This is a genomic window from Neotamlana sargassicola (assembly GCF_020523965.1).
Lineage (GTDB): Bacteria > Bacteroidota > Bacteroidia > Flavobacteriales > Flavobacteriaceae > Neotamlana > Neotamlana sargassicola.
Window position 1 is genome coordinate 59355 of the sequence record NZ_JAJAPX010000002.1, and the last position, 23148, is coordinate 82502.

The 23148-nt window shown below is 33.1% G+C and carries 17 protein-coding genes; 12 read left to right on the plus strand and 5 right to left on the minus strand.

The window, feature by feature from the left end; translation table 11 throughout:
- Positions 1 to 6 precede the first annotated feature (6 nt).
- The 6 genes from LG651_RS05045 (at position 7) to LG651_RS05070 (ending at position 9385) form a co-directional block, all read left to right on the plus strand.
- Entirely contained in the window at positions 7 to 1599 is a 1593-nt protein-coding gene (locus tag LG651_RS05045) for a calcineurin-like phosphoesterase C-terminal domain-containing protein (protein ID WP_226695067.1), read from the plus strand.
- 13 nt (positions 1600 to 1612) lie between these two features.
- Positions 1613 to 2530 carry a glycerophosphodiester phosphodiesterase family protein gene (locus LG651_RS05050; protein WP_226695068.1) on the plus strand — a complete coding sequence of 306 codons (918 nt, stop codon included), beginning with the start codon at positions 1613 to 1615 and terminating at the stop codon, positions 2528 to 2530.
- A 279-nt stretch (positions 2531 to 2809) separates the two neighbouring features.
- Positions 2810 to 4018 (plus strand): mannose-6-phosphate isomerase, class I, encoded by a 1209-nt coding sequence (gene manA, locus LG651_RS05055; protein WP_226695069.1) that lies wholly within the window; start codon positions 2810 to 2812, stop codon positions 4016 to 4018.
- Between the two features lie 130 nt (positions 4019 to 4148).
- Positions 4149 to 6182, plus strand: a complete 2034-nt coding sequence (locus LG651_RS05060; RefSeq protein ID WP_226695070.1) for a transketolase family protein — start codon at positions 4149 to 4151, stop codon at positions 6180 to 6182.
- 11 nt (positions 6183 to 6193) lie between these two features.
- Positions 6194 to 6850, plus strand: a complete 657-nt coding sequence (gene fsa, locus LG651_RS05065; protein WP_226695071.1) for a fructose-6-phosphate aldolase — start codon at positions 6194 to 6196, stop codon at positions 6848 to 6850.
- A 159-nt stretch (positions 6851 to 7009) separates the two neighbouring features.
- On the plus strand, positions 7010 to 9385 hold the full coding sequence (locus LG651_RS05070) for a GAF domain-containing protein (protein WP_226695072.1): 2376 nt from the start codon (positions 7010 to 7012) through the stop codon (positions 9383 to 9385).
- On the opposite strand, the gene LG651_RS05075 is transcribed toward LG651_RS05070, so the two are convergent.
- The 3 genes from LG651_RS05075 to LG651_RS05085 form a co-directional block, all read right to left on the minus strand.
- Positions 9375 to 10502 carry a PepSY-associated TM helix domain-containing protein gene (locus tag LG651_RS05075; protein WP_226695073.1) on the minus strand — a complete coding sequence of 376 codons (1128 nt, stop codon included), beginning with the start codon at positions 10500 to 10502 and terminating at the stop codon, positions 9375 to 9377. The genes LG651_RS05070 and LG651_RS05075 overlap by 11 nt on opposite strands.
- A 54-nt stretch (positions 10503 to 10556) precedes the next feature.
- A complete protein-coding gene (locus tag LG651_RS05080; RefSeq protein ID WP_226695074.1) occupies positions 10557 to 12962 on the minus strand; it encodes a TonB-dependent receptor in 2406 nt (801 codons plus the stop codon).
- Between the two features lie 122 nt (positions 12963 to 13084).
- On the minus strand, positions 13085 to 14353 hold the full coding sequence (locus LG651_RS05085; protein WP_226695075.1) for a Pycsar system effector family protein: 1269 nt from the start codon (positions 14351 to 14353) through the stop codon (positions 13085 to 13087).
- Between the two features lie 154 nt (positions 14354 to 14507).
- Here LG651_RS05085 and msrB point away from each other — a divergent pair, with 154 nt between their 5' ends.
- The 4 genes from msrB to trxA all read left to right on the plus strand — a co-directional run bounded on the left by msrB (position 14508) and on the right by trxA (position 19653).
- Entirely contained in the window at positions 14508 to 14954 is a 447-nt protein-coding gene (gene msrB / locus LG651_RS05090; protein WP_226695076.1) for a peptide-methionine (R)-S-oxide reductase MsrB, read from the plus strand.
- A gap of 2 nt (positions 14955 to 14956) precedes the next feature.
- Positions 14957 to 15496 (plus strand): peptide-methionine (S)-S-oxide reductase MsrA, encoded by a 540-nt coding sequence (gene msrA, locus LG651_RS05095; RefSeq protein ID WP_226695077.1) that lies wholly within the window; start codon positions 14957 to 14959, stop codon positions 15494 to 15496.
- Positions 15497 to 15533: 37 nt separating this feature from the next.
- Positions 15534 to 19241 carry a metallophosphoesterase gene (locus LG651_RS05100; RefSeq protein ID WP_226695078.1) on the plus strand — a complete coding sequence of 1236 codons (3708 nt, stop codon included), beginning with the start codon at positions 15534 to 15536 and terminating at the stop codon, positions 19239 to 19241.
- A 100-nt stretch (positions 19242 to 19341) separates the two neighbouring features.
- Positions 19342 to 19653, plus strand: a complete 312-nt coding sequence (trxA, locus tag LG651_RS05105) for a thioredoxin (protein WP_226543638.1) — start codon at positions 19342 to 19344, stop codon at positions 19651 to 19653.
- Here the strand turns inward: trxA and LG651_RS05110 are convergent.
- Positions 19650 to 20483: a hypothetical protein gene (locus tag LG651_RS05110; protein ID WP_226695079.1), complete on the minus strand. Its 834-nt coding sequence runs from the start codon at positions 20481 to 20483 to the stop codon at positions 19650 to 19652. The two genes, trxA and LG651_RS05110, sit on opposite strands and share 4 nt — an antisense overlap.
- Before the next feature lie 14 nt (positions 20484 to 20497).
- On the opposite strand from LG651_RS05110, the gene LG651_RS05115 reads away from it, so the two are divergent.
- A complete protein-coding gene (locus LG651_RS05115; RefSeq protein WP_394371656.1) occupies positions 20498 to 21739 on the plus strand; it encodes a BaiN/RdsA family NAD(P)/FAD-dependent oxidoreductase in 1242 nt (413 codons plus the stop codon).
- On the opposite strand, the gene LG651_RS05120 is transcribed toward LG651_RS05115, so the two are convergent.
- On the minus strand, positions 21736 to 22500 hold the full coding sequence (locus tag LG651_RS05120) for an NAD(P)-binding domain-containing protein (protein WP_226695080.1): 765 nt from the start codon (positions 22498 to 22500) through the stop codon (positions 21736 to 21738). The two genes, LG651_RS05115 and LG651_RS05120, sit on opposite strands and share 4 nt — an antisense overlap.
- A 68-nt stretch (positions 22501 to 22568) precedes the next feature.
- Here LG651_RS05120 and LG651_RS05125 point away from each other — a divergent pair, with 68 nt between their 5' ends.
- Positions 22569 to 23099: a DUF1697 domain-containing protein gene (locus LG651_RS05125; RefSeq protein ID WP_226695081.1), complete on the plus strand. Its 531-nt coding sequence runs from the start codon at positions 22569 to 22571 to the stop codon at positions 23097 to 23099.
- The last annotated feature ends 49 nt before the right edge of the window (positions 23100 to 23148 follow it).

Genomic DNA, 23148 nt, shown 5'->3' on the forward strand with positions numbered 1-23148 from the left:
TAAAACATGAAAATTTCAAAAATAAAACTATTAATAACTACTGTAATTTTTGGCGTTACAGTAATGCAAGCAATAGCTCAAAATAAAGTTACGGGTTATGTATTTCATGATGCCAATAGCAACGGAAAAAAAGAAACCAACGAAAAAGGTATTGAAAACGTTGCCGTAACGAACGGTAAGGAAGTAGTGCTTACAAATGCAAAAGGTGTTTACCAGTTACCTTTAACTAACGATGCTATAATTTCGGTTATTAAACCAAGCAATTACAAAGTAGCTGTAAATGCTAATAACTTGCCGCAGTTTTTTTACATCCATAAACCCAAAGGGTCGCCTAAATTAAAATTTAAAGGTGTTGAGGCCACCGGGAAATTACCACACAACGTAAATTTTCCTTTAATAGCTTCTGAAGAAAATGAGGTGTTTACGGCACTAATTTTTGGAGACCCACAGCCTTATACAAAACAAGAAGTAGATTATTTTGCAAAGGGTATTGTTGAAGAAGTAGCAAATATTAAAAATATACCTTTTGGTTTAAGTTTGGGCGATTTAGTTGGCAACGATTTAAGTTTGTTTAATCCGTATATAAAAGCCACTAAAAAAGCAGGTATTCCTTGGTATAATGTATTAGGAAATCATGATCTTAATTTTGATGTTGAAACCGATGCACTTTCCGATGAAACTTACGAGGCTCATTTTGGGCCTGCAAATTATGCATTTAACTATGGTAAAGTTCACTTTATAATTATTGATAATGTATTGTACCCAGACCCGCGAAACCAGTCAAAATATTGGGGCGGTTTTAGAGAAGATCAATTTCAATTTTTAGAAAACGATTTAAAGTATGTACCAAAAGATCATTTAATTGTTTTGGCCATGCATATTCCGTTAAGCGAACCAGATGATAATGATACTTTTAATGACGAGCATCGCCAAAGGTTATTCAATGTATTAAAGCCATTTTCAAATACCTTGTCATTATCGGCACACACGCATATTCAGCGTCAAGATTTTTTTACTAACGCTCAAGGTTGGCCACAAGAAAAACCGCACCATCATTATAATGTAGGAACTACTAGTGGCGATTGGTATTCGGGTAAATTAGACGCCAATAAAGTGCCTACTTCAACCATGCGCGATGGCACACCTAAAGGTTATGCATTTATAAACTTTAATGGCAATAGCTACAGTGTAGATTATAAAGTGGCGGGTAAGCCTAAAACACATCAAATGGAAATATTTGCCCCTAAAGTTGTAGCAAAGGATAAGAAAACTAAAGCTGCAATTTATGTGAATTTTTTCATGGGAAGCCCAAGCGATGAGGTGTTGTATAAAATTGATAGTGGTGAATGGAAGGCTATGAAATACACCACAGAGCCAGATCCGTCGTATGTGTCTCAGGTTGTTAGTTGGGATGAATCTGAAACGTTAATACCAGGCAAGCGCGCATCAAATGCTATTGATTGTACGCATCTTTGGAAAGGTAAAATTTCAACAAAATTAAGTGTAGGTACACATACTATTGAAGTTAAGGCTAAAGATATGTTTGGTAAAACGCATTATGGTAGTAAAACGTATCGTGTAGAGCAATCTAACTTCTAAAAAAATATTATAAATGAAGATTTTAAATTATATAGTAGTTTTTCTATTCGTTTTTGCTTGTAAAGAGCAACAAGAAAAAGTTTCAAAAGAACATATAGATCAGGGTAAAAAAGTAGAAGTTCAAGGGCACAGAGGAGAGCGCGGGCATAGTCCCGAAAACACATTAATTGGTTTTAAAAATGCCATTTTAAAAGGTGTTGATGTTATTGAGCTAGATGTTGTTATCTCAAAAGATAAAAAAGTTGTAATATCTCACGAGCCTTACATGTCATCGCTTTACGTTTTAACACCACAAGGCGATAGTATTTCAAAAGCTGAAGAGAAGCAGTACAATTTATATCAAATGACCTACGATAGTATTAAAACATTTGAAGTGGGTTTAAAAGGAAATATTAAGTTTCCAGAGCAAAAGCGCATTAAAGCATATAAACCATTATTGAGTGAGGTTATTGATAGTATTGAAGCGTTTGTTAGCGCCAATAAACTAACACCTGTGGGATATAATATTGAAATTAAATCGGTGCCATCTCAATATGGAGTTTACCAGCCAAAACCTAGTGTTATGGTAGATTTAGTTATGCAAGTTTTAAATACTAAAACCATAGCAGGTAAATGGAATATACAGTCTTTTGATCCTGCAATTTTAAACGAAATGCACGAAAAATATCCAGATGTAACGCTCGCTTATTTAGTAAGTAAAGGCGATTTTAAAGAGAATTTAAAGTTATTAAATTTTACGCCTAATATTTACAGCCCTAATTATAAATTAATTAAAACAAAAACTGTAGTAGATGCTATTAAAGCCAAAAACATGAAACTAATTCCTTGGACGGTAAATGATTCTATTGCAATTAGTGAGCAAATACATTTTGGTGTAGATGGTATTATTACAGATTACCCAGAAAAAGTATTAACCCAAATTACTGAGTGATAATTTTTATTTCGTAATGATTAAGTTAAGTTATTGATTTTAAGTTTCTCATATTGAATCAAGTCGAAAGGGCTCTTCATTTTAAATGGAGAGTCTTTTTTTTGTTTACATATTTAAAAATTCTTCATACATATTAAATACAGGAAGAAATTTTACCAAAATTTTAAAGCTTTGTTGTACTATATTTAATAATTTATTCTTTTTTGTTATTAAGCTACGTTAATATTGGTTTTAAGTAATTAAGCTGTTAATTTTACACCAGAATTAAATACAGCAAAAATGGCTAAACTATTTTTAGTAGAAGGACAAATACAAAACTACGCTTGGGGAGGTACACAATACATTCCTAATTTATTGGACGTTAAAACCAATGGCGAACAATGTGCCGAATATTGGCTAGGTGCGCACAATAAAGCACCATCAACAATAAAAACTGCTGAAGGCGATAAAACCTTAGATACTTATATTGCTAATAACTTAGCATCTGTTTTAGGCGATAATATTGCCAATGCTTTTGGTCGCTTACCATTTTTGTTTAAGGTTTTAGATGTACGCGATATGTTATCTATACAAGTGCATCCTACAAAAGTTGAAGCTGAAAAAGGGTTTAAAAAAGAAAATGAAGCAGGTATACCTTTAACCGCAAAACACCGTAATTATAAAGATGATAACCATAAGCCAGAAATAATGGTAGCTTTAAGTGAGTTTTGGTTATTACACGGTTTTTTAACGGAAGCCAAATTAAAAGCGGTTTTAGAGTCTGTTCCAGAATTTAAACATTTAATATCTGTTTTTAAAGCTGAAGGCTATTTTGGTTTGTATAAAACGGTTATGGAAGAACCTCAAGAAGAAACCAACAAAGTACTACAGCCATTAGTTGATAGAATTTTACCATTATACAAAGCCGGAAAGCTAGAAAAACAATCGCCAGATTATTGGGCTGCCAAAGCAGTAGATTCTGCCGATGATGCTTCGGTTTTAGATAAAGGTATTTACTCTATTTATTTTTTCAATATTGTAAAAGCAAATAAAGGTGAAGCGGTATTTCAAGATGCTGGTATTCCTCATGCTTATTTAGAAGGTCAAAATATGGAGCTTATGGCAAATTCAGATAACGTGTTGCGTGGTGGTTTAACACCAAAACATGTAGATGTGCCAGAATTATTAAAACACGTGGCTTTTAACGAAACGGTTCCTAACGTTATGCAAGGCGATTTACAAGCCGATGGGATAGAACGTATTTATAAATCGCCAGCACCTGATTTCCAATTAAGTTTAATTTCTTTAGAAGCTTCAAAAACTTACAAAAACACCTCAAAAACAGCCGAAATTGTTATTGTAATTGAAGGTGAGGCTGAAGTAAACGAAGGGGAAACAACGGTTGGTTTAGCTAAGGGGCAAGCCGCTTTTTTAGCAGCAACAAGTCAATATACAATTCAAACAAAATCGAACGCAATTATATATAAAGCAACTGCGCCACAATCGTAGTTGTTAAAATCATTGTAAAAACTATTAATATTAGTTTAATACGTGCTAAAAGCAACTGCTTTTAACATAAAAAACCTTAGTTTTGTGAGGTTAATTGTTACAACACCATTAAACTAGAACCTTTAAAATAATGAACAAGAAATTAGATCAACAAGCAGCAGATAATATACGTGCACTTGCCGTTGCTATGGTAGAAAAAGCAAATTCTGGACACCCGGGAGGACCAATGGGTGGCGCAGATTTTATGCACATTTTATATTCGGAGTTTTTTAATTACGATCCTTCTGATATGGAATGGCCATTTAGAGATCGCTTTTTTATGGATGCAGGGCATTTATCAACATTAATGTATGCACAATATTATTTATTGGGTAACTACTCAAAAGAAGATGTTTCTAATTTCAGACAATGGGGTTCAATTACTCCAGGTCACCCAGAGGTCGATGTAAAACGTGGTATAGAAAACACGTCGGGACCACTAGGTCAAGGACACACCATGGGTGTTGGTGCAGCAATTGCTACTAAGTTTTTAGCAGCACGTTTTGGCGATTGGATTAACCATAAAGTTTATGGTTTTATTTCTGATGGTGGTATTCAAGAAGAAATATCGCAAGGTGCAGGTAGAATTGCAGGGCATTTAGGCTTAAGCAATTTTATTATGTTCTTCGATTCTAACGATATTCAATTATCAACGTCTACAGACGAGGTAACTACCGAAGATACAGCCATGAAGTATGAAGCTTGGGGCTGGAAAGTAGTAACTATTGATGGTCACGACCACGATGCTATACGTAAAGCATTAACCGATGCTAATAACGAAACCGAGAAACCAACTTTAATTATTGGTAAAACCATAATGGGTAAAGGGTGTGTAACTTCAAATGGCGATATGTACGAAGGTCATTGCGAATTACACGGTAAGCCAATTGGAGCAACCGGAGCCGATTACCATAAAACATTAGCTAATTTAGGTGCTGATGCTGAAAAACCTTTCGATATTTTTAGTGATGTTGAAGCGTTTTACAGAGATTTAATCGTAGAAAAAACAAAACAAGCAGCAGCTAAAAAAGCGGAGATAGCTGCTTGGAAACAAGATAATTCAGAATTAGCCGAGAAATTAGACTTTTTCTTATCTGGAAAATTACCAGAATTAGATTTTGCTTCAATAGAGCATAAAGCCGGTTTAGCTACCAGAGCCGCATCATCAAATGTGTTAGCTTATTTAGCTGAAAATGTAGAAAATATGATTGTGTCTTCTGCAGATTTATCAAATTCAGATAAAACCGATGGTTTCTTAAAGAAAACATCTGCATTACAAAAAGGCGATTTTAGCGGTTCGTTTTTACAAGCTGGTGTTGCCGAATTAACTATGGCTTGTATTGCCAACGGTATTGCGTTACACGGTGGTGTAATTCCTGTTGTGGCAACCTTCTTTGTATTTTCAGATTACATGAAACCAGCCATTCGTTTAAGTGCAATTCAAGAATTACCAGTAAAATACGTTTGGACGCACGATGCATTCCGTGTAGGAGAAGATGGGCCAACACACCAGCCAATTGAGCAAGAAGCTCAAATTCGTTTGCTAGAAAAAATGCAAAACCATAGCCATAAGCAAAGTTTCTTAGCCTTACGTCCTGCAGATTCTGCAGAAACTAGCGTAGCTTGGAAAATGGCTTTAGAAAATACAGATACGCCTTCTGGTTTAATTTTATCGCGCCAAGGTATAAAAGACGTTCCTGCTGAAGGTTCTCGTTACGAAGCCGCTTTAGCTGCCGAAAAAGGAGGTTATTTGGTAAAAGAAGTTGAAAATCCAGATGTTGTACTTGTGGCTAACGGATCGGAAGTTTCTACTTTAATCGCGGCTGCCGAAATTTTAGAAGCAGACCATAATTTAAAAGTGAGTATTGCTTCTGTAATTTCTGAAGGTTTATTTAAGCAACAACCTAAAGAATACCAAAATAGTGTTATTCCTAAAAACAAACCACTATTTGGTTTAACTGCTGGTTTACCTGTAAATTTAGAAGGTTTAGTTGGTGATGCAGGAAAAGTGTTTGGTTTAGAGCATTTTGGTTATTCTGCACCAGCCTCTGTACTTGATGATAAATTTGGATTTACCGGAGAGAAAGTAAGCAAAGAAGTATTAGCGTATTTACAAACAAAATAAAACATTAAACTATGAAATTTTTTATTGATACTGCCAATTTAGATGAAATCGCAGAAGCACAAGCTTTAGGTGTATTAGATGGTGTTACAACAAACCCATCTTTAATGGCTAAAGAAGGTATTACTGGCGAAGAAAATATAATAAACCACTACAAAAAAATATGTGATATAGTTGAAGGTGACGTAAGCGCCGAAGTAATTTCAACAGATTTTGATGGTATGGTAAAAGAAGGTGAGGCTTTAGCGGCTTTAAACCCACAAATAGTTGTTAAATTACCTTTAATTGCCGATGGTATTAAAGCTTGTAAATATTTCTCAGATAAAGGAATAAAAACTAACGTAACATTAGTGTTTTCTGCTGGTCAAGCTTTATTAGCAGCTAAGGCAGGAGCAACTTATGTATCTCCGTTTTTAGGGCGTTTAGATGATATTTCAACAGATGGTTTAAACCTAATTGCAGAAATTCGTCAGATTTACGATAACTACGCTTTCGATACGCAAATTTTAGCTGCATCAATCCGTCACACAATGCACGTAATCGATTGTGCTAAGTTAGGAAGCGATGTTATGACAGGACCATTAAAATCAATTACTGGGTTATTAAAGCACCCATTAACAGATATTGGTTTGGCTAAATTTTTAGAAGACTACAAAAAAGGAAATTCTTAAAACTAAGTTTTTTTAAAATATAATTAAAAGCTTCTCTTATAATTAGAGGAGCTTTTTTCGTTTATTCCTGTAACTTTTGCATCGTAAGTTCGTCTATTGGTTAACGACTTAAATATTATTGCTAACTTTGTAAACTCTAATAAACTTAACGGTAGCCAAATGAATATTAACGACAACATAGATTCGCCTTTAAAGCTAAACATAAGCTTTAATAAGCTTTTAGAGCAGTATGAAGTGTTGTCTGAAAGTAAAAGTGAACTCACCAATATTAGAGCTAAAAAAGTTTTAAAAATTGCAGAGCAATATCCAGAACTTCGTAGCGGTATTACAAATACAAAAGTTTTAAAAGAAAGAGAAAAAGAGATAGCGTTTTTATTAGAAGATACGTTTAGTCCTTTACTAACGCATAATGAAATAAAAACGGCTTCAATACCATTTCACAACTTTATATTTAATGCTTCACAACGTTTTAAGAATATTATAGAAATAGCAGGCGACGATTTTCAGCTTCAAATTAAAAACATGGCTGAAGAAGATTCGTACATCATGTCTTGTGCCGTTATTTTAAATTATTTATTTGGTTACGAGTTAAATTTTAAACGTCCAATTTACTATCAAATACCAGACGAAAAAGGTATTATTCGATATTATAAAATTTTATATAATGCCGATTTTTGTGAAATAGAACCCAACGATAATGCGCCTAAAATAACACCAGAAGATTATGATGAGCTTATCGATAATTTTGATAATATTGAGCTGTGGAAAGAAAAATTTCCGCCGCAAAGCTATAGTTTTAAAGGCTTTGTAATTTCTAATATTTTCGATGTTACTGCCGATCAATCTATTTCGAATATCAAATCAACATTAATAGGTGCCGATAAGCGAAATAGTAAAACCTTTATGGATGGTTTTCAAGATATTTTCAGGTCATTACTAGGTTTAAACAGTATTAAAGTTGGTTTTTCAATTTATTTAGAAGAAGAGAAAACTTTCGAACGTGTTTATGGTGAAGGCATGGAAAGTTTTTTATTAGCCAATTCAGATTCCGAAGCTTGTAATAGCGTGTTATGTGATTGGTCTTACAATAGATTGATAAATGAAAAAAAGTTTTTTTCAATTTCAAATATAGATGAAGCTTTAAAAAAGTCTAAGGCGCCCCAAGTTAAATCGTTACATAAGCAAGGTGTAAAAAGTGCCATTTTTGCGCCAATAGCCAATGAGGGTCAACTCATGGGGATTTTAGAAATTGTTTCTCCAGAACCTAAAGTTTTAAATAGTATAAATGCCAATAAACTGCACGATATAATGCCATTTATTGTATCTGCGGTAGAGCGCTCTAAAGTTGAAGAAGAAAACTTAATTGAGGCTATTATTCAACAAGAATGTACCTCCATACATCCAAGTGTAGCTTGGAAATTTAAAAAAGCAGCACATAAATTTTTAAAAGAAAGTATTACAAATACAAACGGTAAACCGAGCTTTAGTAAAATAAGTTTTGATAATGTTTATCCGTTATTTGGGCAAATAGATGTAAAAGGTTCATCAGAAGCTAGAAATCTGGCAACTCAAAAAGATTTAGCCTTGCAGCTTACTTTGGTTAGTAAAATATTAGATGCTATTCCAGAAAATGAAAAATTGCCTATTTTCGAGCAACTTCTGTTTGAAATTGAAAACTTTACTACCGAAATAAAAACCGATTTTAAAGTTGATACAGAACAACAATTAACACGGTTTTTCAAAGATGAAATTGAACCGCTATTTATATACTTTCTAGCGAAGCGAACTTTTGCTAAAGCTGAGATTGAAGATTATTTTAGTAAAGTTGATACTAATTTAGGTGTTATTTACTACTACAGAAAAAATTACGACGATACCATTGCACGTATTAACAAAAACATGTCTGCCATTATAGATGGTAAGCAAAAAGAAGCACAAAACATGTATCCGCACTTTTTCGAGCGTTTTAAAACCGATGGTGTAGAGCATAACATGTACATAGGTGAATCTATAACTAAAGAAGATAGTTTTAATAAAATATATCTCTATAATTTAAGGTTGTGGCAATTACAGGCTATGTACGACATGGAAAATAGTTTTTATCAAAACCAAAACGAATACCCTGTAAGTTTAGATGTTGCTTCTATGATTTTGGTGTTTAATCAACCATTATCTATACGATTTCGAATGGACGAAAAGCAATTTGATGTAGATGGAACATACAATGCCCGTTACGAGGTCGTAAAAAAGCGTGTAGATAAAGCCTATATAAAAGGTACAAACGAACGTGTTACTGCTAAAGGAAAAATGAGTATTGTTTATTCTCAAAAAGAAGATGAAATAGAATACTTAAAATACATTCGCTTTATGCAGTCTAAAAACTTATTTGCAAACGATGTTGAGGTTTTAGAACTTGAAGATTTACAAGGCGTAACTGGGTTAAAAGCCATAAGAGTAAGTATGAATTACCAAAAAACAAACGGTGATTCTGTATTTTACACTTATGAAGATTTAATGAATGAAATTAGATCTTAGCTTTATTTTTATACTTTCTGCCATACCAAAGTAATCCACCAGTAACAGGAAGAGAAGCAATAGTTAAACTCACTAAAAAGGCTATAATTTTACCAACAATTCCTCCAATAGCACCTACGTGAATGTCATAATTCATGCGTAAAATTTTATCTGGAACTTTGGCATCTTTATATTTTCCGTAAATGGCAGGAGTTTCAATTTCTTCTAGCGTATTTTGGTCGAAGAATCTGTAATCAGAGTTATAGTATAAACCTCTGCTATTAGCTACTTCAATATAAATACTTGTGGTGTCGCTTTCAGGGTAGTGTAATTCGTAGCTTACAGCTTCAGGCGACTCTTTTCTTAACTTTTCAATTAAAAAATCTATAGGCTTAACAGCATAAGCATCAGAAGGAGAATTACTCACATTTTCAGGTGTTATAAATGCAGGAACTTTATCGCCTCCGGTAGACATATAAACAACATACTTTAACCAGTTATAAGAAATAACACTTCCTGTAAAAGCAATTATAAAAGCCAAAAAGGCAACATAAAAGCCAACAACGGTGTGTAAATCGAAATTTTTACGTTTCCATCGGGTTGTTTTTTTCCAATCGAAAGTAACACGTTGCTTTAAGTTTTTGCGTTTTTTTGGCCACCATAAAATAAAACCAGAAATAATAATTAATAGGAATATTAAAATTGAAGCGCCAACTATATTTTCGCCTATATCTTTAGGAAGCCATAAACGCATGTGGCCTTTTAAAATAAATGCAAAAAAACCGGACAAATGATCGTCAACTTGAATTACTTCTCCAGAATACGGATTTAAAAATACACTTTGGTAAAATTCAGGTTCGCCGTCGTAAAAAATAACTTCAACAGCTTCGTTAGGTTGTTTAAAAATAGTACCATGAACCGTATTATTAGGAAAAACACTTAATGCAATAGTTTTTGCTTCAGTTGGTGTAATAAATGCTCTGTCTTGTGGCGTAACATATTTATAATCGTCGTATAAACTTTCTATTTCATCTCTAAAAGCCCAACAGCACCCTGTTATAGCTACAACAAAAACAATAGCACCAGTTACTAAACCTAAAATTTTGTGTAATTGAAATACGGTTTTTTTAAATCCCATGGTTAAAAGTGTAAAGGCAACCTTTAAAGGTTGCCTTTTATTTTTTGGTGAAAGTTAAAATTTATAAGTAAAAGTACCAAGTAAAACACGTTGTTGTTGTGGTGTAATAGTACTCCAGCCCGAATAGTAAGTCTCGTCGGTTAAATTATTTCCTTTAATACTAATTCTAAATGTATCATTTTCGTAATACGCAGATGCATTAAATATGGTGTAACCTGGAATATAAAAACTTCCTGTTGCAGCTTTGTATGCAACCATAGTATCATATTCTGTTTGGCCATTAAAACCAGCACCTATACCAAAGTTTTTAAAGAATTTGTAATCTGCCCAAAAGTTATACGTGATTTCTGGACCAGATTCACCATAACGACTACCTTCTAAGTAAGTAGCTGAAGGAGAATTTGTAATTTCGGAGTCGTTATAACTAAAACCTGTATGAATGTTTAAGCCAGGAACTGGGTTGGTGTTAACTTCTAACTCTATACCTTGGCTATTAATTTCTAGATCCTGTGTTTGAGTGGCCCAGAAATATTTATTATCGACAGTAATGTTGTAATAACTTAAAGTAGCTTCTAGTTTGTTATTAAATAAGCTTGATTTTGCGCCAACTTCAAATTGGTCTGCTTGTTCAACATCAAAAGCTTGTAATGTAGTTGTAGCGTTATTATTCTCATCGTAAGTCGTGATATATTGCGGGTCAACGTAAGAGAAACCGTTTTGGTAGTTTGCAAATATTGACAGTTCATCCATAATAGGTTGAAAAACAATTCCAAATTTTGGAGAAAGCGTTGTGTCGGTATATTCAGTTTCGTCATCGGTAGCATCATTTCTATCTCCTTGATAATCGAATCTATCAAAACGCACACTAGCCATTAAAGATAAAGATGGTAAGATGTTTATAACATCAGAGATGTAAGCTCCAAATATATTTTGACGAACATCACTATTTAAAAATCCTAGCCCAGATAAAGCAGTACTAAGGTTTTCTTCGTTAATTTCTGGCTCGCCAAAAACTAAGTCTCCGTTTATATTTATTGTATGTAAATAGCCCCAGTTTGAGCTATTGTCTGTTATTTTGTAATCTAAATAATCAGCACCAACCAATAATTTATTTTGTATGTCGCCAATTTTAAATGTACCTGTAAAGTTTTGTTGTAAGTTTAATGTTTTAGTTTTCGAATTTGTGTCTTGCGCATACAAACTAAAATATTCGGTTCCTACTGGAGCAGTAGGATCTGTCCAATCGGCAGCGTTCCATAAATACGTATAATAACCTAAAGATTTGGCTGTATTACCAGAGATTAATGTTTGAGAAGACCAGCTATCTGATAATTTCCAAGCTACTTCACCGCGATAATTTTGTGTTACGTTGGTAATTGTAACATCGTTACTTGTAAACGATAATTCTTCGTTATACCCTAATTCTTCAATAGAATTAAACGCTAATGGCCCGTATCGGTTTAAGAATAAAAAGGTTTCGTTGGTTTGCTCGTTTTGAGAGGCTTCGTAAGAGAAGTTAAGCGTTAAATTATTGTTTACTCTATATGAAATAGATGGTGCTACAAACACTGATTTTTTTAAACCAGCATCTTGAAAACTATGTTGTTGTTGAAATCCGCCATTGAAGCGTAACGATAATTTATCGTTTGGGCTAATATTTACATCGGCATTTAGTTTGGCAAAATCGTAAGAACCACCAGAAACAGTTACTTCGCCACCTGTACCGCTGTAAGGCTTTTTAGTAATAATGTTTATTAAACCACCGTAAGATGTAACTGTACTTCCAAATAAAGTTCCAGAAGGACCTTTAATAACTTCTACACGCTCTACATTCGATGGGTTTATAAAACCATTAGTAATACCAGCAACACCATTTACTAATTGCGGTTGCACAGCAAAACCACGGCTAGAGTAATACCCAGCACCGTCACCACTTCTTCCTGTAGACGACCATAGCTTTGTAATACCAGCAGCGTTTTTTAAAGCGTCTTCAAAAGTATTAACCGATTGCGATATAAGTAATTGGTTCGTAATTGTGTTGTAAACTTGTGAGTTTTCAATATTTTTTAATGGCATTTTAGATACGTATGCGCTTTGCTTTCTTGAGAATTTGTTTTGGCGTTCGGTATCTATTACAACTTCTTGTAAGAGTTCATTTCCTTCAAAAAGGGCAATGTCGCCAATATTAAAATCTGAATTGTTTATAGTAAAATCAATTTCTTTAGTTTTAAAACCGATAAAAGAAATGACTAAAGTGTAATCTCCATTTTCAAGATTTGAAATTTTAAACACACCATTTTCGTCTGTTTGTGCACCTTTAGTAGTGTTTTTTACAATGGCGTTCACACCTAATAAGCTAGTTTGGTAATTGTCGGTAACCGTACCTTGAACAGAATAATCTTGAGAGAACCCTTTAAATGTTAATAATAACAAAAGGGTGATAATAAATTTTGATTTCATTTATTTAGACTAATTATAGATTGTTTTACTCGGCAAAAGTATATGCTAAGAATTAAACAAACAAATTATTTGTAATTAATCTAAATAAATACAATATTAAATAACAATTTTGTAGCGTATAGTTAACATAACGTATTATTTACGTTGGCGTTTTTGTTGAAAAGCAAAGACGTTGTAGTAGAATTATCGGGTAAAACATCGTTAAGTCTGGCGTTGTTTCCTTTTAAAGCCACACCAAAAGATATTACAGAAACAATCATTCCTATCATAAAAATGGTGTATGTAATTCTTAATATTCGGTATTTTCGCTCTAAAACTTTACCTAAAAAATAGAGGTCTTTGGTTAGGGAGCTATAAACGTAATTTTTGTCTTTAAGTAATTCCTTTACGGCCCAATCGTATTCTTCTAAGCTCATTTTATGAAAATTACCAAAAAAGGTTAAATTCACTTTTTTGTTAGCAACATCCTCTTTGGTAAACTCTCCACTTGTAATATTAGGTCGTGTAGCAATTATAGAAAGCACCATAGATATTACACATGATAGCGTAAAGATTGCAGTTGGATAAATTAAATAAGGATTAGAGTCTAATTTTGAAATTAAATTAGCTAACACTAACGAAATTATAATGGCATTTACAGAAAGTAAAATGTTTGCTTTAGTATCGGCAATATCACTAAGTTTAATGTGGTTTCTTAACGCAACACGATAAAAAGTTTGAATACCACGTTCTGGACTCTCGTTTTTATATTGCGCTTTATATTTTGCTTTTAACTCTTCGGTTTTAAGCTTTGTTTTTCTTTTCTTTTTAGATTTTATAAGGCTAGCTAAATTTTTCTCTTTTCTAGGTTGCCAGTTTTTTAAAGCATAATCGGTATAAAACTCATGCTTTTTTGTTAACACATTTATATTCTCGTTTTCCCATTCAATTGGGGTATAGTTTTTTATGCCTTGTAATTCTAATTCCTTTCTTAAAAACTCGCTAGCTTCGGTAAAATATTTTTTACCAAAGTGCGATGCATCGGCATCACGAATTATTTTATCAAGCTCAGTTTTTGGCGAATCTTTAAACTTTGTTGCCATTATACAGTTGTTAACTGCTGTAATGGTTTCTTGGTTTACATCTTGTTCTTTTAAAAAAGCAGTTGCAATTTTTACACTTTCTTCTTCATGATTATCTATAGATTTAGTGTAACCTGTATCGTGAAGTAAGACGGCGAGTTGCAATATTTCGGAGTCGGTGGTGCTAATTTCTGTGTTTTCAATAATTTCTCTAACACTTCTTAAAACACGTTCGGTATGGGTGTAATTATGATATAAAAAACTGTTGTCTAATTCATTTTTTAGTAAATCAAATACAAATTTTTCAGTTTTTTTAATGAGTTCTAACATAGAGATAAGTTCGCTTTTAAAGACACAAATTACTAAAATTTATGCGTATTTTTGGTATTTTATAAGTAAAGATTTTGGTCGTAAGGATATTCACAAACTAACGACTTAATCTATTTCGAATTGTTTAAAAAAATCATAAAATTCCACCTTTATAATGCTAACATGGAAAGATATTGTTAATTTTTCGGTAAACGGAAATTTAAAACCAGATAAACGTATTGAAAAATCTGAAGCCCAATGGCAAAGTCAATTAACACCAGAACAATATAGAATTACCCGATTAAAAGGAACCGAAAGACCCCATAGTGGAGATATGTGTACAAGCCATGAAGCAGGTATTTACAGCTGCATTTGTTGTGGTACATTACTATTCGATTCTACCATAAAGTTTAGTTCAGGAACCGGTTGGCCCAGTTTTACCCAGCCAATAAAAGATAATGCGGTTAAATACGAAAAAGATACAACTTTAGGCATGGTTCGGGTAGAAATTATGTGTAACACTTGCGATTCGCATTTGGGACATGTTTTTCCAGATGGGCCAGAACCTAGTGGTTTACGATATTGTGTAAACTCAGAATCATTACAATTAGAAAAAAAATAAATATGAATAAAAATATAGAAATAGCAACGTTTGGTGGTGGCTGCTTTTGGTGTACACAAGCCATGTTTCAAGAACTTATAGGTATAGAAAAAGCAGTATCTGGTTATTCTGGAGGTACTGTACCAAGACATCCAACGTATAAAGAAGTTTGTTCTGGCTTAACAGGTCATGCCGAAGTAGTGCAAATTACTTTTGATGCCGATAAAATCTCATATAAAGAATTGGCTACTATTTTCATGACAACCCACGACCCTACAACATTAAATAGGCAAGGGGCCGATGTTGGAACGCAGTACCGATCTGTTATTTATTACCATAGCGAAACCCAAAAAGAAATTGCTGAGGCTGTTTTAAAAGAAGTAGCTTCTTATTTTGATGATCCAATTGTTACAGAGATAACAGAAGCAAGTACTTTTTATGAAGCCGAAGAATATCATCAAGATTATTACAACAATAATACAACACAAGGTTATTGTAATGCGGTAATTACACCAAAATTAGCTAAATTTAGAAAGCTTTATGCATCCAAACTTAAATCGTAATATTTAAGTAAAAACAATTAATCTTCAACCCTCTCTAATGAACATTCAATTCAAGCGATTATCTATAGCTTTAAGTTTAATTCTTTTAAGTGCATGTGCAACCTATAAAACACAATACAATACAGACGTTATTTCGGGTAGCTTTAACGAGTCCGATATTGTGTATTCTTTTTACCTCATTGGTGATGCTGGAAACTCACCAATAGGCTCAAAATCTCAAGCGGTTCAAGCTTTAGAGGCTACTTTAAAAGAAGCTCCAAAGGCAAGTACAGTTTTGTTTTTAGGCGATAACATTTACCCTAAAGGCATGCCGGACAAAGATGAAAAAGGTAGAGAGTTTGCAGAGCATCAATTAAATGTTCAAACCGAAATAGTTAAAGATTTTAAAGGTGATGCTGTTTTTATTCCCGGAAATCACGATTGGTACAGTAACGGATTAAAGGGATTAAAACGGCAAGAAAAATATATTGAAGATAAACTTGGCAAAAATACTTTTTTACCTGAAGATGGATGCCCAATTGAAAAAGTTGAAATTTCAGAAGATATAACACTTTTAGTTGTAGATACAGAATGGTATTTAGTAAATTGGGACAAACACCCAACAATTAATGATGATTGCGATATAAAAACACGGTCTAAATTTTTAGATGAATTAGAAAGTGAAATTAAAAAGGCTCGAGGTAAAACTACAGTTATAGCTTTACATCATCCCATGTTTAGTAATGGGCCTCACGGTGGTAAATATTCTGTAAAACAACATTTAAAGCCCATACCTGTTTTAGGAACTTTAAAAAATATAGTGCGTAAAACAAGTGGCGTTTCTCCTGAAGATTTGCAGAACAAAAGGTACAACGATTTAAAAAAGCGTGTAGTAACATTAGCTCAAGAAAACGATAAGGTAATTTTTGTTTCTGGCCATGAGCACAGTTTACAATATTTGGTTAAAGATAATTTACCACAAATAATTAGCGGTGCCGGATCAAAATCTACACCAACCCGAAACGTTGCAGACGAGTTTTCATCTAGTAACCCAGGTTATGCAAGATTAGATGTGCTTAAAAACGGATCATCTTTCGTGCGTTTTTATTCTGCTACCAATAAGGTTTTATTTCAAACTCAAGTGCATAAAAAAGACAGATCGGATGAAATTTTCGATTTCGATAGTAATTTCCCAGACCAAGTTTCAGCATCAATATACACGCAGGAAGAAATTGATAAATCTAAATTATACAAGGCTATTTGGGGCGAACGTTATCGCGAAGTTTATGGAACAAATGTAGAAGCACCAACCGTAAATTTAGATACACTTTTTGGCGGTTTAAAACCTTTTAGAAAAGGAGGAGGGCATCAATCAAAATCACTTCATTTAAAAGATAAAAATGGGGCGCGTTACGTTATGCGTGCTTTACGTAAAAGTGCTTTGGTTTACTTACAAGCAACGGTATTTTTAAATCAGTATATAGAAGGGCAGTTTGAAGATACTGCGCCGGCAAATTTAATTCAAGACTTTTTTACTGGGTCGCACCCATATGCTCCATTTGTTACCGCAACATTATCCGATCCTTTAGGAATTTATCATACAAACCCAGTGCTTTATTATGTGCCTAAACAAAACGCTTTAGGATTGTTTAATGAAGATTTTGGAGATGAATTATACATGATTGAAGAACATCCTTCCGATGGTCACGACGATATAAAAAGCTTTGGCTACGCAAAAGATATTGTAAGTACAGACGATTTAAGAGAGCATTTAAGAAAAGATGAAAAATATAGCGTAGACGATATTGGATATTTAAGAGCTCGTTTATTTGATATGACTATTGGTGATTGGGATAGGCATACCGACCAATGGCGTTGGGCAGAGTTTGAAATCAGTGATGATGAAGTAGTTTACAAAGCAGTGCCACGAGATCGTGACCAAGTATTTTCCATAATGGGAGATGGTGCATTTATGCAATACGGTACACGTTTTATACCAGCTTTAAAATTAATGGAAGGTTTTAATGATGATATTAGAAGTGTAAAAGGCTTCAACTTTAGCCCATTTGGGTTAGACAATATGTTGCTAAACAAAACCACAAAACAGCAGTGGAACGAACAGGTTGCTTTTATTCAAAAACATTTAACCGATGAAGTTATCGATGAAGCTTTAAACCAGTTTCCTAAAGAGGTTCAAAATCCAGAAACCTTAGCAAGAATAAAACGTGTTTTAAAAGCTCGACTTAAAAATTTACCAGAAATAGCCAATGCGTATTTTAAAGTTCTAAATAAAACGGTGGTAATAACAGGAACAGATAAAGATGATTTTTTCGATATAGAACGTTTGCCAAATGGTGAAACAAAAGTTTCTGCCTATAGAAATATTGATGGAAAAAGAGATAAACAATTCTATGAAAAAACCTTCAATAAAAATGATAATAAAGAAATCTGGATTTATGGTTTAGATGATAAAGATGTTTTTAATGTTTTTGGTGAAGGAAACAAATTCATAAAAGTTCGATTAATAGGTGGTCAAAATAAAGACACCTATAATATTGAAAATGGTAAAAATCTTAAGTTTTACGATTATAAATCAAAAGAAAGTATAATTACAACAAACAAAGGAAGCAAGCATTTAACTAACGATTATAATACCAATGTTTACGATTTTACCAAGCCTAAAAATAATACCAATCAAGTGGTGCCTTCAATTGGTTACAATCCAGACGACGGTGTAAAAATAGGAGCGGTAAACACTTTTACAACTTATGGGTTTAAACGAAGCCCGTTTACCACACAACATAGTTTTTCTGCGGCTTATTTTTTTGCAACAAGTGGTTTCGATTTAGGTTATAATGCAGAATTTGCTAATGTTGTAAATAAATGGAATTTAGCCGTCGATACTAGGTTTACAAGCCCTAATTATGCAATAAATTACTTTGGTTACGGTAATAGCACAATCAATCCCGAAGCAGATAAAAATGATGGATTAGATGTCGATTTAGATTATAACCGTGTAAAAATACGTAAGTTTAAAATTGCGCCAGCTTTAGTTTGGCGAGGTGAATTAGGAGCCAGTTGGCAATTAGGGTTATCTTATGAAAATAATGAGGTAGATAACACTGCTGGTCGTTTTGTTAGTCAACCAAACGTGTTGCCAAATTCGGTATTTAATAATCAAAATTTTGTTGGTGTTAATGCTAAATATCAATTTGATAATGTAGATTATCCCACATTTCCAACAATGGGGATGCACATGGCTTTAGAAGCGGGTTATAAAAATAATACCGATAACTCGAATAGTTACGCTTATGTAATTCCAGAATTAGCCTTCGATTATAAAATTATACCAAGCGGTCAATTGGTATTTGCAACAAAATCCAGAGCACATTTTAATATAGGTGATGATTTTGAGTTTTACCAAGCCGCAAACATTGGTGCAAAAACGGGATTAAGAGGGTACAGAAACGAGCGTTTTATTGGTAAAACCGCTTTTACTCAAAGTTCTGATATTCGAGTGAACTTGCGTAGAGTTAGAACAGGATTATTGCCGTTAAATATTGGCGTTTATGGTGGTTTTGATGTTGGTAGAGTTTGGGTAGATAATGATTTTGTTTTAAGTACAGAAAGTAATAGTGATACATGGAATACCTCTTTAGGAGGTGGTGTTTTTGCCGATTTATCTCAGCTTACAACCTTAAATGCATCATTATTTCATAGTGAAGATGGTGTGCGTTTTGCATTTAGACTAGGTTTCGCCTTTTAATATTTTATGTGACGAATTTACATTTTTGGTGTCTTATAAATAATTAAGTAATCCATGGTGTGTTTTTACGACTAATAATTCCCCCTAAAAAAAACATATTATGATTAATAGCTTTAATGAGATTGTAAACTCAAAAAAAACAGTTTTAGTAGATTTTTATGCCACTTGGTGTGGGCCTTGTCAAGCCCTAATGCCAATTTTAAAAGAGGTTAAAGATGAGGTAGGTGATGATGTTAAAATCGTAAAAATAGACATTGATAAAAACAATGAACTTGCCGTAAATTATCAAGTACGCAGTGTGCCAACCATGATTTTATTTGTAGATGGTAAACCACGTTGGAGGCAATCTGGAGTGCTTCAAAAAAATGAAATACTTAACGTTTTAGATGTTCAGGCATCTGTAAAAGTCTAATCGATTTTAATAGTATAAAGTCGACCACCGGTGTCACCATTTTTTTCATCGGTTAAAAAGAGGGTATTGTTATTTTTATAGCAGATACCCTCTTTTTGTGTTATGGAATTAAATCCAATGGTTTGGTGTTTACCATTAAAAAAATTATCACTGGTAAAGTTGCTAAATAAGTGAATTTTATGTTGGGTTAAAATAACAATTTCTTTGCCATCGTCACGAATATCGGCAGCAGTAACCCAATCGTAATCATTGTCTCCAAAATTATAATTGCCAATTAATTTAGCCTTTTGTTTACCACTTTTGGCAGGGAGTTTATATACTTTAGTTTTGCCATGTTCGTTATTTACACGTGTTTTGGTAAATAAATAGAAGTTATTATTAAAGTAAAAAAAAGCTTCACAATCAAAATACAACTCGCTTTTTTTTGGTGAATAATCGTCTTGGTCTTCGTAAGTAAAAGAAATAGTTTCTACATCAATTTTGTCATCAGAATCTAAATTAGAAGCATTTACTTTTAATATTTTTAAATGTTTACGGTCGCTGCCATTATTACCAAAATCACCTATGTAAATATTGCCTTTTTCATCTGATGTTATGTCTTCCCAATCATGGTTTTTTGCATCAATTTTTAATTTTTTTTCAATGTTTCCTTCTTCATTAACTAAAAATAAATGCGATTTGTTTCCACTGTCGTTAAGCATCCAAATACCATTGTTTTGAATAGTTGTTTCGTTACCAGAAACTTCATTTAAATCTTTTGGTAAATCTACACTTTGGTCTTGGCAGTTTGCCACTAAAACAAGTAGAAATAAGTAAGCATGTTTAAGCATAAAACAAGTTTTAAATGCTAAATTTACAGCGTTTTTTTAACTCTATGAATACATTTAACGTTATTATAATAGGTGGTGGTGCCGCTGGTTTTTTTACGGCAATTAATGTTGCTAAGCAAAATCCAGATTTAAAAGTTGCTGTTTTAGAAAAGGCTAAAACGGGATTGCAAAAGGTGAAAATTTCTGGTGGCGGACGTTGTAATGTTACGCATGCAGAATTTATTCCGCAGGAATTAGTAACTAATTACCCTAGAGGCGAAAAGGAGTTACTTGGGCCGTTTCATCAGTTCATGACGGGCGATACTATGGCGTGGTTTGAGGAACGCGGTGTTGCGTTAAAAATTGAAGATGACGGACGTATGTTTCCAGAATCAAATTCGTCTCAAACTATAATAGATTGCTTTTTAAAAGAAGCTGAAAAATATAAGGTTGAGGTTATTTATAGTTCGGGCGTATTAAATATTGAGAAGCACGATAATGCTTGGGTGTTACAAACAAAAACTGAAGCATTTTATGCAGAAAAGATAGTAGTTGCTACGGGTAGTAGCGTAAAAATGTGGGATATTTTAAAAACCTTAAATCATACTATTATAAATCCTGTGCCGTCATTGTTTACATTTAATGTTACCGATAAACGTATAAAAAACATACCTGGGGTTGCGGTGCAAAATGTTACAGTTAAAGTATTAAATACAAATTTAGAATCTACTGGACCGCTTTTGGTAACACATGTTGGTTTTAGTGCGCCTTCAATTTTAAAACTATCTGCTTTTGGCGCTGTTGAACTCGCCGAAATGAACTACGATTTTGATATTGAAATTAATTTTATTCAGCAAGAATTTAATCAATGTCTAGATGTGTTAAAGCAATTAAAACAGGAGTTAGCAAAAAAAACGGTGTTTAAATTTGCTCAGTTTGGTATTCCAAAGCGTTTGTGGCAAAAATTAGTTTTAGCTTCAAAAATAGAAGAAAGTAAAACTTGGGCAGATATTAATAAAACTCAACTAGAAAATTTAGCCACACAACTTACAAAAGCAGTGTTTCAAGTAAAAGGAAAAAGCACTTTTAAAGATGAGTTTGTAACTGCTGGTGGTGTAGATTTAAAAGAGATAAACTTTAAAACTTTTGAAAGTAAGCTTCATAAAAATCTGTTTTTTGCCGGAGAAGTTTTAAATATTGATGCCATAACAGGAGGTTTTAATTTCCAAAATGCTTGGACTAGTGGTTTTATTGCGGCTAGAAGTATAGCTGATTAAATGTTCAACAAATCAGAATATAAAAATTTGTAATCCAAAGTTTTAATAAGTTTTTCAGGACTTATTTTTTTGTATTGTAAAGGTTGCGAATTATTAAAAACAGGAATTGGTTTTCCTAAGCTTTTTCTAGCTTGAATGTAAAATGCTTTTCTTGTTGGGTGATGGTTGGCACAAGCATTAAATACTTCTCCAAAAACATCAAACTCTATTATTTTAGAAATAATAGCAATGCAATCGTTGCGATGAATCATGTTTACAAAACCGTTGGGCTGCGGTATTTCTTTATCTTTAAACCAATTCCCAGGTTGGCGTTGTCCACCAAATAAGCCAGCAAACCTAATAATTGTAGTTTTAAAAGTTGTGTTATCTCTAAATAAGGCTTCAACTTTTGTGAGTAAAGAATCTATAGTTTCATCGGTTTCTGTGTAAGTTTTATTGCCTCGTGGGTAAACCGATGTGGAGCTAATAAAAATCACTTTTTTTACAGAAGATGTTTCAATAGCCTGAACCAAATTTTGGTATGCTTCAAAACGTTTTGATGTTATCATGATAAGTAAAACATCAGTATTTAAAAAATCTTCAAAATCTGGGTTTTCCTCAATGTTTACGGTATAAGGCGATATGCCTTCAGATTTAAAGTCGTTAACTTTTTCTAAAGAAGTTGTCGAGCCTTTAATGTTGTGGCCTTTAGCTATAAAGTGTTTTGCTAAAGGAAAACCTAACCAACCACAACCTAAAATGCTATATGTTTTTGTACTCATGCTTTTCTGTAAAAATACGGATAGTTTAATAATTTAAGTTTTATATTGTAAACATAATTTAGCCTAAAATGAAAACTTTTATTGCATTATTACGAGGTATAAACGTAAGCGGAAAAAATAAAATCCCGATGGCAGATTTGCGTGCATTACTAACAGAATCTGGTTTAAAAAATGTACAAACCTATATACAGAGCGGAAATGTAGTTTTTGAATCTTCAGAAGAAAATAATAACATTTTAGAAACTTTAATTAGTCAAGCTATTGCCAAAAAGTTTAAATTTAATGTGCCAGTTTTAGTGCTTACTCCAGAAGAATTAAGTGTTATTTTTAATAACAGCCCTTTTCCGCAAGAGCAAAAAGAAGACAGCTATTTTACATTTTTGTTTCAAGCTCCTAATAACAGCTTGATTAAAGAAATTTCAGAGATAAATTACCCAAACGAAAGTTTTAAAATAACTTCTAATTGTGTTTACTTTTACTCGTCTATTGGTTATGGTAGAGCAAAGTGCAATAATAATTTTTTTGAGCGTAAATTACAGGTTACAGCTACGGCCAGAAACTACAAAACGACCTTAAAATTAATGGACTTATCAAATTAAAAAACTATTGCTTATTTTTGCAAGCAATTTTTTCTGTAAAGAGTCCGTT